Source organism: Vibrio lentus (assembly GCF_002875945.1).
Lineage (GTDB): Bacteria > Pseudomonadota > Gammaproteobacteria > Enterobacterales > Vibrionaceae > Vibrio > Vibrio apostichopi.
Genome location: NZ_MCZK01000144.1, coordinates 17,341 through 29,954 on the forward strand (window position 1 = coordinate 17,341; position 12,614 = coordinate 29,954).

At 44.4% G+C, this 12,614-nt stretch carries 12 protein-coding genes; 4 read left to right on the top strand and 8 right to left on the bottom strand.

Features of this window, described 5'->3' with window-relative positions; translation table 11 throughout:
• Window positions 1–56: 56 nt before the first annotated feature.
• Window positions 57–962 carry a LysR family transcriptional regulator gene (locus BCT49_RS16215; protein WP_102436597.1) on the bottom strand — a complete coding sequence of 302 codons (906 nt, stop codon included), beginning with the start codon at window positions 960–962 and terminating at the stop codon, window positions 57–59.
• Between the two features lie 242 nt (window positions 963–1,204).
• On the opposite strand from BCT49_RS16215, the gene BCT49_RS16220 reads away from it, so the two are divergent.
• Window positions 1,205–1,924 carry an SDR family oxidoreductase gene (locus BCT49_RS16220; protein WP_010433036.1) on the top strand — a complete coding sequence of 240 codons (720 nt, stop codon included), beginning with the start codon at window positions 1,205–1,207 and terminating at the stop codon, window positions 1,922–1,924.
• Between the two features lie 109 nt (window positions 1,925–2,033).
• Here the strand turns inward: BCT49_RS16220 and BCT49_RS16225 are convergent, their stop codons facing one another.
• The gene (locus BCT49_RS16225) at window positions 2,034–3,842 is read right to left on the bottom strand and encodes a choice-of-anchor I family protein (RefSeq protein ID WP_102436599.1); all 1,809 of its coding nucleotides are present in this window, start codon (window positions 3,840–3,842) and stop codon (window positions 2,034–2,036) included.
• Between the two features lie 202 nt (window positions 3,843–4,044).
• On the bottom strand, window positions 4,045–4,698 hold the full coding sequence (gene ompW / locus BCT49_RS16230) for an outer membrane protein OmpW (RefSeq protein WP_102436601.1): 654 nt from the start codon (window positions 4,696–4,698) through the stop codon (window positions 4,045–4,047).
• A gap of 402 nt (window positions 4,699–5,100) precedes the next feature.
• Here ompW and glgC point away from each other — a divergent pair, with 402 nt between their 5' ends.
• A complete protein-coding gene (gene glgC / locus BCT49_RS16235; protein WP_102436603.1) occupies window positions 5,101–6,321 on the top strand; it encodes a glucose-1-phosphate adenylyltransferase in 1,221 nt (406 codons plus the stop codon).
• A 109-nt stretch (window positions 6,322–6,430) separates the two neighbouring features.
• Here the strand turns inward: glgC and BCT49_RS16240 are convergent, their stop codons facing one another.
• Entirely contained in the window at window positions 6,431–7,861 is a 1,431-nt protein-coding gene (locus tag BCT49_RS16240; RefSeq protein ID WP_102436605.1) for a YfcC family protein, read from the bottom strand.
• Window positions 7,862–8,284: 423 nt separating this feature from the next.
• Window positions 8,285–8,869, bottom strand: coding sequence for a hypothetical protein (locus BCT49_RS16245; RefSeq protein WP_102436607.1), 585 nt, complete (start codon window positions 8,867–8,869; stop codon window positions 8,285–8,287).
• 417 nt (window positions 8,870–9,286) lie between these two features.
• Here BCT49_RS16245 and hpf point away from each other — a divergent pair, with 417 nt between their 5' ends.
• Window positions 9,287–9,643, top strand: a complete 357-nt coding sequence (gene hpf, locus BCT49_RS16250; protein ID WP_017106206.1) for a ribosome hibernation-promoting factor, HPF/YfiA family — start codon at window positions 9,287–9,289, stop codon at window positions 9,641–9,643.
• 230 nt (window positions 9,644–9,873) lie between these two features.
• Complete coding sequence (locus BCT49_RS16255) at window positions 9,874–10,029, top strand: DUF3012 domain-containing protein (protein WP_102436609.1); 156 nt, start codon at window positions 9,874–9,876, stop codon at window positions 10,027–10,029.
• Window positions 10,030–10,192: 163 nt separating this feature from the next.
• Here the strand turns inward: BCT49_RS16255 and phnE (BCT49_RS16260) are convergent, their stop codons facing one another.
• The 3 genes from phnE (BCT49_RS16260) to phnC are packed head-to-tail and all read right to left on the bottom strand — an operon-like array spanning window position 10,193 to window position 12,578.
• A complete protein-coding gene (gene phnE / locus BCT49_RS16260) occupies window positions 10,193–10,996 on the bottom strand; it encodes a phosphonate ABC transporter, permease protein PhnE (RefSeq protein ID WP_009846258.1) in 804 nt (267 codons plus the stop codon).
• On the bottom strand, window positions 10,996–11,820 hold the full coding sequence (phnE, locus tag BCT49_RS16265) for a phosphonate ABC transporter, permease protein PhnE (protein WP_102436611.1): 825 nt from the start codon (window positions 11,818–11,820) through the stop codon (window positions 10,996–10,998). Before phnE (BCT49_RS16265) ends, phnE (BCT49_RS16260) begins: the two co-directional genes overlap by 1 nt.
• Entirely contained in the window at window positions 11,808–12,578 is a 771-nt protein-coding gene (phnC, locus tag BCT49_RS16270; protein ID WP_004732991.1) for a phosphonate ABC transporter ATP-binding protein, read from the bottom strand. Before phnC ends, phnE (BCT49_RS16265) begins: the two co-directional genes overlap by 13 nt.
• Between the last annotated feature and the right edge of the window lie 36 nt (window positions 12,579–12,614).

Genomic DNA, 12,614 nt, shown 5'->3' on the forward strand with positions numbered 1-12,614 from the left:
ATGAAAGACGAAAAACGGAAGATGAAAAACGAAAAACGGAAGACAGCACGCAGCACTTAACTGACTGGCATTTGCTCAAAGCGACCTTTTACGAAATCAATGAAGGTTCGAATTCGACTTGGTTGATAGCGGTCTCGATGGTAGATCGCTGAAAAGTCGACCTTAGGTACCACCCATTCTTCAAATACTTGCAGCAGTTGCCCTTCGTTCAGTTCTTGTAAGCAATAAATGGTTGGAACACGAATAATTCCATTACCCGACTTCGCCCCCTGCACCAAAACTCGCCCATTTTTACATTGCAGTCTGCCCGTCACATGCACATCGACTGTTTTCTTGGTATCGTCCAAAGCTTGAAAGCTCCACTTGCGAACAGAGCCCGTTAAGCAATCATGGTGGATCAGATCTTTAGGGTGATTTGGCTTTCCTTTGCGAGCGAAATACTCAGGGCTCGCGAGTGTTCCCATTTCAATATCCAATAGCTTTCTTGCGATAAAGCCTGCATCTTCTAGGCTTCCCATGCGAAAAGCGATATCGAACGCATCTTCAATCAAGTCGACTCGGTTACTACTGAAATCAAGGCTAATGCTGATGTCTGGGTAGAGCTGCATGAATTCATTAACCAAATCAGCAATGATCACCTCACCCAAATAACCGCCGACACAGTTTACTTTTATATCGCCACGTACTTCTTCGACATCATCCACAGCAGCAATCAGAGCTTGGTCTATATTATCTAAGGCTTGCTCACATCTCGCGTACAGATCTTGCCCTGCATGAGTCAGCCTTAAAGTTCGAGTAGTACGGATAAACAACGTCACTCCCATCTGTTTTTCTAAGCTACTGACTTGGCGTGATACGTGGGAGCGCGACACATCAAGTTCCTCCGCCGCTTTGGTGAAGTTACCTAAACGAGCGATAAGCACGAAAGAACGGATATCAGATAGGTTAATTTGATTGAGCATGGTCGCCAGCTTACTTGTGAAATTAAAAAGTGATGAAGCTATAGAGTTATGACGCTATAAAGTGAACACCTTTATTGTTGCACCACAGCAACAGTGTTTCAAGTAAAGCGCTATATATCAACAATGCTATTTTCCTTAATATACCTCCATCGCAACGAAGCAAGGCAACAAGCACTTGATTCGAATGCACTTAAACAATACGTCGTAGCCAACCGACGCAATAAAAGTACAGAGGAAATAAAATGAAAAAACTAATCGTAATTACAGGTGCAAGCTCTGGTATTGGTGAAGCAATCGCTCGTCGTCTAAGCGATGAAGGTCACCCTCTGCTACTTTTAGCTCGTCGTGTTGACCGCCTTGAAGCGCTGAACCTACCAAACTCTCTATCAGTAAAAGTAGACGTAACAGACAAAGCGTCTTTTGATGCAGCAATCGCACAAGGTGAAGCGAAATTTGGCCCTGTAGACGCGCTTATCAACAACGCTGGTGCAATGCTTCTTGGTCAAATCGATACTCAAGACGCTCAAGAGTGGAAGACAATGTTCGACGTGAACGTGATTGGCCTTCTAAACGGTATGCAATCTGTACTTGCTCCGATGATGGAACGCAACACAGGTACTATCATCAACATCAGCTCAATTGCAGGTAAGAAAACATTCCCAAGCCACGCTGCTTACTGTGGTACTAAGTTCGCGGTACACGCTATCTCTGAGAACGTTCGTGAAGAAGTTGCGGCTTCAAATGTTCGTGTTACTACTATCGCACCGGGTGCTGTTGAGACTGAACTTCTGTCTCACACTACATCTCAAGAGATCAAAGACGGTTACGATTCTTGGAAAGAAGACATGGGCGGTGTATTGGCAGCTGACGATATTGCACGCGCTGTATCATTCGCTTACCAACAACCACAGAACGTATGTATCCGTGAAATCGCTCTAGCACCAACTAAGCAACAACCATAGAAGCTAATTATCACGCATACCTTTGTGATGCATAAATAGAAAGCGCCACTACTTATTCAGTAGTGGCGCTTTTGTTTTTATTGAGTCTAACTACAAGCAGTCACCGTGATTAAAACTCAACGCGGTAAACTGATGTGCTGCCGCTCACTTCGTTACCAACCGCAATAAAGTGGTTACCAGAGCGAGTGAAATACTTGATTGACTCTGGACCTAGGTCACCGGCTTTCGAGTTATAAGTATCGTTATCGCAATCACCGTCTTCATCAACCTGAGTGCACACTGGCTGAGTAAAATCGCGATTGTTCAAGTAGCTGATGAAACTTGCGTTCTTAGGCTGTGTTACGTCGTAGACCATGATGCCACCTTGGCGCTCAAGTCCGATAAAGGCATACTGCTTGCCGTTAATCTCAGCCACTTCGATCGCTTCAGGCTCAACCCCTTTATCATCACTGCGATCGTCACCACTTAGGTTGTTATCGTTGGTGCTGTTGAAGTTTGCAGGATCTTGCTCCAGAACGACTCGAGCGAAATCATCACCGCTATCAAACACTAACTCGCCTGACTCATCCCAGATAGAGAAAGAACGGCTACCGAATGCTTGAACCTTTTGTTCAGCAGCAAGTGTTCCTTGTGGCTTAATCACTTTAAGGCGAGCAAGTTGTTTGTTGTCTTTAAGTGCACCTGCCAATGGGTGGTTAGCATCTATATCTAACTTCTTACCGCGTACTTCATCGACATAAGCGATACAAAAGTCTTTTTCTGTTGTGTAGTTTTCGGTGCCTTTATAGTCATCACCATCCCACTCAAAACCTTTGTCGTCACACACTTTTTGCGTCGTCTTGATACCATACTCACGGCCATCGCCTTCGTTTGCCGTCACGATGTAGGTGTTACCATCAACACTGTAGCTGGTGATGCTGTCTGGCATGTAAAGCCCTTCTAACATTGCGTAGCTTTGCAGATTACCTATGTTATTGTCTTTGTTCGATGCATCCAACTGAGCGGTATCCCAAGGTTTACCGCCTAATCCGAGAATCGCATCCACTTCTGCACTCGCCACGTCAATCGCTGCCAATGCATTGTTTTCTTGAAGGGCAACGTAAAGCTTACCGTTATCCGCAAAGGTTAGATATTCAGGCTCTAGATCTTGAGCAACAGTTGCATTAGGCGCTGAAATTCGAACCTTGTCAGTCAATTCTTCATGGCGAGGCTGACCTTGATTGAATGCCTTAAAATCGATTTGAGTCACTTTCGCTTGCAAAGGACCATTGGCTAAATCAACCAGTGTCACTGAGCCTTCAGGATCAATGCTGTAATCCGCATTCGGCTCACCTTCGTTTGCTGATGCGATGTAACGGCCGTCCTTAGAAAAGCTCACCATGTCTGGCAATGCGCCAGCTGTGTAAGTAGTGATCAACTCTAATGTGTCTGAGCGATAAAGTGCAATGATGCCATTTTGTTGCTTGTCGGCGTTTTCAATTGCGACCGCTACTAAACCCTGATGAGTCGATACACTGTTCGCAGCACCGATATCAATACCAGAAGCCGCAGCTGCTGATTGAAGATCGATAGAGCCTTCAGATGTTGGTGCGCTGTCAGAGTTCATCGATAACACATCGACTTTTTGTGCTTGAGCATTGACGACATAAAGCTTGTCGGTACATGAATCGTAGCTGACGATTTCGGCTGCAGAAGTATCAAACGGGGCATCAGCAATAGCACGACCAACCAGACTAATCCCTGTAACAGTGGCATCTGTCTTGTTCGGTTGTTGAATGGATTGGCATTGAAGGCTAAAAGCATCAAGTGATGTTTGAGATGATGCTGCTGTCGTTGAAGTTGACTGAGAGCATCCAGCCAGAGCAGAGCTTACCGCGATAGGCAGTAATAAAGTCAGCTTATTAAATTTACGATTCATATATCCTCCATAATTAGAACCGCGATCATAGAGGGCTGTTATGACAGTTATCTTTCTCTTTTATTAACAATAAATGACGACAATCAGTTTACTTTACCCATAACAACAATAAGTTGGATTAAGTATTTCATTAACAAGCAAGCAAAAAAAAGCGCTCAAGCTGGCTGGTGCTTGAGCGCCTTTAGTAAACTAATAAAGAGGGTTAGAAGTTGTAACCACCACCGATCATGAATACCCATGGGTCGATATCAACGTCTGTTGAGTATTGTGTTGTCGTTCCACCTACTGTTTGCTTGTACTTAGCTGTCGTACCAATATCTGCATACCAAACTGACGCATTCAGGAACCAGTCTTCATTGATCATGTAATCAATACCGATGTTGGCAGCCAAGCCCCAAGAATCATCAAGAGATAGGTCACTTAAGCCTGCAGCTTTACCCGTACCATTCAAACTTTCATCGAAAAATACAGTGTAGTTGATACCCGCACCCACATAAGGGCGGAAATCACTGTTCGCTTGACCGAAGTAGTACTGCACCATAAACGTTGGCGGAAGGTGTTTAGTGTCAGCTACTTTACCTAAGCCGTTAACAGAAATGCTGTGAGAGAAAGGGCTCGCGGCTAATACTTCAAAACTGATGTTGTCAGTAAACATGTAACCGAAAGTAAGACCAAGTTGGGTATCAGAATCAACTGAAAATTCTAGGTCAGGGTTGTTAAGTACAGCGCCGCTGCTGTCGTTTGGAGATACCGTTGCTGCACCTGCACGGATGATGAAATCACCTTCTTTATGAGCAAGAACGTTGGTTGACATAAGAGCCGCAATAACCGCAATACCACATACTGTTTTTTTCATTATAATTTCCTTTTTAGGGCTTAATTCTTTATTGGTGAATGAGTAATCATTTCTTATTTTGCGTGCAAGGTAGCATAGAATAACCCTACTTTATTGATGGAAATCAATTTGTGAAAAGTTGTGATTATTTATGTAAATTTATATCGACCCGATCACTTTATTCCTTCATTTTATTGACAGTTTTGTAATGCAACTTTTCCGTGCGTCATTTTGTTAAGCTCAACCCCTGCACTTTGATCAGATCGCTTTGGATCAAAATAGAGCAAGCCAATATCTCGTACGCATCAATTTGGTGCGCTTCCACAATAATCACTCTCACCTCGTTTAATATTCAATGAGTTACATTTGGCTTAGTGCTTGCAAGTCTATGTTCATAATCATAAATACATTGAGGTTCTGACTATGCAAGACACTCTAACAATCGTTCTGGCCGGCGGTGTTGGCTCTCGGCTTTCCCCTCTCACCGATAACCGCGCAAAACCTGCGGTACCTTTTGGTGGCAAATATCGAATCATCGATTTCACACTCGCGAACTGCCTGCATTCTGGGCTTCGCCAAATTCTGGTGCTGACTCAGTACAAGTCGCACTCTTTGCAAAAACATTTACGTGATGGTTGGTCGGTGCTTAACCCCGAACTCGGCGAATACATCACCAATGTTCCCCCACAAATGCGTACGGGTGACAGCTGGTATAGCGGGACTGCCGATGCGATTTATCAAAACTTGTATTTGCTATCTCGTAGTGAAGCCAAACATGTGGTGGTGTTATCTGGCGACCATATCTATCGCATGGATTACGCACCAATGCTCAAGCAACACAAGCAGAATGAAGCCGATCTAACGGTGGCGTGCATGGAGGTTTCGATTGATGAAGCCAAAGAATTTGGCGTGATGGAGATAGACGAGTCTCTTCAAATCAATAACTTTACCGAGAAACCACGTTACCCCGCGTGCGTACCCGGTAGACCGACCCGAAGCATGGCTTCAATGGGAATTTACATCTTTGATAAGGAAGTACTGACACAGGCATTACTCGCGGATGCAGAAGACCCGAACTCAAGCCACGATTTTGGTAAAGACATCATTCCTAAATTGGTCGGTAACAACAGTGTTTACGCGCACAAGTTTGGTGATGAAGAAGGCCGAGTGACCCAAGATGCTTACTGGAGAGATGTGGGTACTATCGACTCATATTACCAATCCAACATGGATTTGTTAAAGCCAGCCTCGCCTATCGATTTATACCAACCGGATTGGGCGATTCGCACCTATGATCCGCAACTGCCACCAGCACGGACTATTGCTTCGGTAGAAGGTAACCAAGGGATATTCATTAACTCGATGATCGCGAATGGGGTGGTGATTGAAGGGGGTTCGGCGCAAAACTCTATCTTTTTCCCTAAGGTAAAAGTCAGCAATGCCGCGATTGTGATTGATAGTATTCTGTTTGAAGACGTTGAGATTGGGCGAAACTGCCACATCCAAAATTGCATCATCGATAAAAACGTCAAGGTGCCAGATGGGACTCAAATTGGCATAGATAGCCTTGCCGACGCCAAGCGCTTCCACATATCGAAACAGGGCGTCATCGTGGTGCCCTCTTCTTATCAGTTTGAAGAGTGATGCTTCAATTGAAATAGCTTCTATCTAAACCAACAAAGGCAGCGAATTCGCTGCCTTTTTATTTGGTAAGATGTTCTCAAACAAAGCTTATTTGATAAGAGCAGACTCTTTAGAAAGGCCCTAGCTCAATCATTTGAGCAATCACAACTGAAATCAAAGCACCCACTGACCAGAACAAGAACAGTGGTAAGAAGAAACGAACCCACTTAGTGTAAGGCACTTTTGCAATAGCCAGTACCGCTAACAAACCACCATTGGTTGGGTAAATGTAGTTAGAGATGCCGTCACCCAATTGAGAAGCCAACGCCGCAACTTGACGAGTTACTTGGCCAATGTCCGCCAATGGAATGATGATTGGCATAGTGATCACCGCTTGGCCACTGCCAGACGGAATAAACAAGTTAATCGCCGCCTGCGAGAAGTAGATACCCGCCGCCGCAACCAGCTTAGAGCTCCCTGAAATGATCTGCGCAAGGTAGTAGATGATCGAGTCGACAATCTTCGCGTCTTCCATAATGGTCAACACTGAGCGCGCGAAGAAGATGATCAATACAGCAACCAATACATCGCTGACACCTTTGGTCCAATATTCACAAATCTTGTTGGGAGACAAACCCGCCACCAAACCCGGAATGATCGCCATCGCCACGAATGCGCCAGCAATTTCCGTGAAACCGAAGCCCATCGTCAGAGTACCGAAGATCATGTATGCGAATACGCCTAAGAATGCGATACCAGCTAACTTCTCACGAGTGGTCAGTGTTTTCGCTTCAACATTCGATTCGTAGTGGTAACCCGTACCATGCAACAAGCCCTTGGTTGGATCTTGCTTTACCTTACGCGCGTAGTTCAACACATACCAAGCACCCGTCAATAGCATGAACATGCCGACAATAAAGCGATACCACATGCCCGAATACATAGGGAGTTCAGCGATAGTATGTGCGATACCCGTGAAGAATGGGTTTGCCAGCGCGGCCGCAAAACCCGCACAACTCGCGAGTAAGACGACACCAAGAGCCGTGATCGCATCGTAGCCAAGCTTGGTACAGATAGGGATCATCAGCGAGATGAAAATAACGTCAAGCTCACGCATACCGGTGAAGGTTACGTTGAAGAAGATCGCCGTCATGATCACAGGCGCAATCACGTACAAACCTTGCTTCTTAAGCTTAGTGGTGAGCGCAACAACCGATGCGTCTAGCAGACCCATGTGTTTGATAATACCGAAAGCACCACCAACAAATACCACAACACCCATCACGCCAGAAGCGGATTTGAAGCCTTTAAAAAATGATTCGAAAAAAGAGGCTAATGTTGTCGGGTTACTGGCTAATAGTGTGTAGCTGTCTGGGTCGATAACCGTACGGCCATTCATTACCACTCGTTCAAATTCACCAGCAGGGATAAAGTAGGTTGCGATTGCAGCAACGATTACCATGATGACCAAAGAAAGAAACGGGTGGTTTACTTCTTTCTCTGTCGAAGCTGAGTTACCAGCTGGAGATGTAGGTACGGACGTAGATACCGTAGACGTCATATAGACTCCTTACTTGTCAGCGACCAAGAAGTACTTAGTCGCTAGGGGGATTTTTGGGAAAACGAAACCCTTCACGCTGAACTAGGTTCGCGCTAACTAGGCAGTTTCTAAAAGGCCTTTGATAGATGGTGCTCTCAAATGTACATAGTGAAGTAGTGAGTACTACTCTCTTTGCGTCCGAGCAAAATGCAGATGTTCAGCCAAATCAGGCCAAACTGAATGAGGTCATTACAAGCAGATAAATAGAAAACCGGCTTTAGTAATATGTTTTTTATCAATTACAAAGACAAGCGGCGCATACTAGCATAGCGAGCCGTAAATTGTCAGAAAAGCGTGAGTTTTGTCACATTTTGTTGTGTCATGAAAAAAGCGCCCTGCAGATGCAGCGCGCTTTAAAATATATTGAGAGGTGAATCTAAAAGATTACTTAGGTGCTAGCTCGTAGTTTTCTTGCATCTCATGAGGAGCAATCCCGTACTCATAATCAGCTAAGTAGCCATCTTTATAAACCTTCATCCCTTTTTCATCCCAGCTCACTTTAATTACCACAGTTTTGCCATCTTCACTGCCCATTAGCTCAAGCATTTCAGCATCGATCTTAATGGCTTTGATGGTCTTAATACGCTTAAACGGCTTAAATTCTTTGGTCGATGTTGGCAGTGAACCATAGCTGCTGACCCACGTCTCTTTTGGAACCAACCATTGGTTGAAAATGTCATCAACAATCGCTTTCGGCATGCTCGCAATAACAACGTCGCTCGTCATTACATTGTTTGTTTCTAAGCTGTAACCACCCTTTCCATCTGAAACGTAGGTAGGAAAATCAACGCCAATTTCAGATTCAGCAGGCAAACGGCCTAACGTCACCGACTTCTTAACGTACAGTTCTGCAGTTTCAAACTGCTGCATGATCTCTGGAATTTTCTGAAACTCAACAGGCGCAGCAAAGGCATTAAAAGCGAAAGAAAGTGAAGCTGCGATCGCAGCGAATTTAACAGGCATTTTCATGGTAACGGATCCAAGTTTAACGAAGTTGTTATGGTATCCCGTACTAACAAATACCTCAATAAACTGTAGATGCTTATATTTGTAATTGTGATATTGAGTGAAAGAATGGAATCTGTGTCAAAAATAGGCGGTTTATAAATTTAAGACTAGAATAAGTCATTGAGGTGCGGCTTGATTAAGGCGATAAAATCTAAGTGAGCGAAGTCAACTGGAGCAATATTTCGAGAATGAGGATTTTTTAAACACGTTTGAAATTCACGAAACATAATATGCGATCAGTTCATCGGACTTTCAAGGGAGTAACAAGAGAATATTTGATAACACTGAAGTCAATCACACATGTGCTAATTCTCAGTTGGTTAATCTATGCGATGTTTGCTACGTTTAAATGACACAGTCATTGGAAAGGTATGATTTATGAAAATAAATGTTCAAACACATCATGTATCAATTAACGACGAGTCACGCAAAGACATCGAAGGTAAATTCGAGAAGATATCTAACCATTTCCCATCACTGATCAGTTGCGACATCATCATTACTAAAGAACACGGTCAACATCAGGTTGAAGTATTCACCAACTACGAAGGTGTACGAGTAACAGCAAAATCGACAGACGATGTTATGTACCCAGCTATCGCTGCAGCACTTAAGAAACTTGAAGCAGGCTTAAGTAACCGTAAGGGACAATTGAAATCCGATCTACACGAGAAGCCAACCAGTACGAAGCCAGAAATCGCTTCAGATATCATCCAAGAGATGAAGTTGGTATAACTCCACAGTAGAAGCGCGCTAACGAATAGCAGCGCACAAGAATTGCAAAGCCAGCACATGTTGCTGGCTTTTTCGATCTTTAGATTTGGCAATCCCCTCTCGCGATTAAACCTCAGATTCAGATCAAATCCATATCTTCTTTAAATATCTTAAGCTACTGGTTGCTATAACAATCAACAATAGTATTTGATAGAGTTATCCGAAACCTAGACCAAAACGGAATATTTGTTATGAAGAAAGTCGCGTTGATGCTTTTCCTAGCCACTCAGTTAATGGCATGTACCGAGGTTGGCAGTGAAGCTTGGTGTGCGGATATGAAAGAGAAGCCTAAAGGCGACTGGACGGCTAATGAAGCCGGTGATTTTGCTAAGCATTGTATTTTCTAAATAGGCACTAACTACTCCAGAGTTTTTCTATTTTTTAGATAAAAAAACGACCGCTAGGTAGACCGAAGTACCTAGGGTCGTTTGAGCTTCAAAATGCTAGATAAGCTCTTAACTTTCAAACAAAACACATGTTACAAAAAACATAGTGAACACAACACACTCATTAGATCAGCTTGTTACGGATGTGGATCACCACTGCTTCTGCAACAATAACCACGGCGAAGATACTCACTAATACCATTGAAACTTTTTGCCACTCAAATAGGTTCTGAGCATCGTTTAGCACCACGCCAATACCACCAGCGCCCACCAAACCCAGTACCGCAGACTCACGCACGTTGATGTCCCAACGGAACAATACAATGGAATAGAACGCTGGCATCACTTGTGGCCAATAGCCTTTAAGTAAAACGCTCATCCAAGAAGCGCCTGTCGCGCGTAAAGCTTCAATAGGCCCCATGTTCACTTCAGCAATTGCTTCCGCTAGCAGCTTCCCTACAAAGCCGATACTGCGAATGGCAATCGCCATAATACCTGCGAGAACACCGGGGCCAAACAGTGCGATGAACAACAACGCCCAAACCAATGAATTCACTGAGCGTGAAGACACGAGAAAGAATTGAGCAATCCAGTTCAAGGCTTTATTCGGAGTGATATTTGGCGCGTTCATCAGTGCCAAAGGAATTGCAAAAACCAAGGTAAACAAGGTACCTAACGTAGCGATGTGCAGTGTTTCAATCATCGCTGCGTGAATCGACTCAGGATAGAACGCGTAGTCCATTGGCACCATTCGTTCGAACATGTCGGCAAACTGCGCTGGCGCGTCGTATAAAAACTCTGGAATCACTTCAACGGTCTGCCAAGACCACACGATGGCGCACACAAGGCTAAGGTAAACAGCAAATCGAGCCACACGTTCGTTTGGTGTAAAGCGCTGCCACTCTCTATCGATAGATGCAGTTGTCATTAGAAGATTCTCCTAACAATATTGGAAAGAAATTCACCCACAAGAATCAACGCGATAATGGTGATCAAAATAGCGGCGACGAAGTCGTAGTCAAAACGTTGGAATGCCGAGAAAAGTGTACCGCCAAGGCCACCCGCACCCACGATGCCAACCATGGTTGAATTACGTAAGTTTGAGTCCAACTGATAGCTTGCGAAACCAATGAAACGAGTAAATACCTGAGGCATCACCGCGTACAAAATGACGCTGACAAAACTCGCCCCCGTCGCTTTAATCGCTTCAACCGGTTTAAAAGAAATCTCTTCAATCGCTTCAGCAAACAACTTGGCGATGAAACCGATGGATGCAAATACTAAAGTCAGGATCCCAGCTAGAGCACCAAAGCCAACCGCTTTCACAAACAAGATAGCGATAATCACTGGGTGGAAAGAACGACATAGTGCGATGAAGCCACGAATCGGTGTTGATACAATCGAAGGCATCATGTTTCTCGCAGCAAGTAAGCCAAGAAACAGCGAAATGACGATGCCGAAGAAACTCGAAATGATCGCTATCTGTAAGCTCTCCGCTAAGCCACTTAGCAGTAGATTAGTACGCGAAAAATCTGGCGGAAACATTCTTGATAGTAACCGCTCACTTTCACCAAAACCGATGACCAAACGATCAAAGGTCAGTCCTAACGTCGCAAAGCTGTAAAACAGGTAGCCAATGATTGCAGCGATAATGGCACGGTTAGTCCATGAGGTTTTGAACGGGTTTTCGTGCTTCGCTGGCGATGAGCTTGATGAAACGCTTGGCGACGAGTTTGGATTTAATCCAGCCATGACTCACCCCCATAAATGATTTTTAGGTCTTCTTCTGAAATACCTTCAGGGCTGCCATCGTAATGCACCTTGCCATTACACATGCCGATGATGCGCTTGGCATAACGCTTGGCTAAGTTCACATCATGGATATTAACCAACACTGGGATGTTTTTCTGTTCTGCGAATGTCTCCATCAACTCCATGATCTCAACCGCTGTTTTCGGGTCGAGTGATGACGTTGGTTCATCCGCCAATAAGATATATGGGTCTTGCATAACGGCGCGAGCGATACCGACACGCTGTCTTTGCCCGCCCGATAAACTGTCGGCACGTTGGTTGGCAAAATCTTGTAGGCCTACAAATTCAAGTAACTCGAACGCTTTTGCTAAGTCTTGCGCAGAGTAATTACGACGCCATGCATTCCAAGCGGTCATGTAACCCAAACGGCCACTCAACACGTTCTCGATAACCGTTAAACGTTCGACTAAGTTATATTCTTGGAACACCATGCCGATATGTCGACGCTGTTTACGTAGCGCTTGGCCTTTTAATTGAGTCAGGTCTGCGCCATCAAAAATGATTTCACCTTGGCTTGGATCGTTGAGTCGGTTGATACAGCGCAGAAGCGTACTTTTACCGGTACCAGATGGACCAATGATCGCGATGATACCTGGCTCATCGATATCAATATTAATGCCTTTAAGGATTGGCTTGCCTGCCACGTATTCGTGGAAAAGGTTGTTTATCTTTATTCCTTCATAGCTTGCTACGGCCATACTGCATTTCCTTGTGCGAATTTTAGAATGATCTAT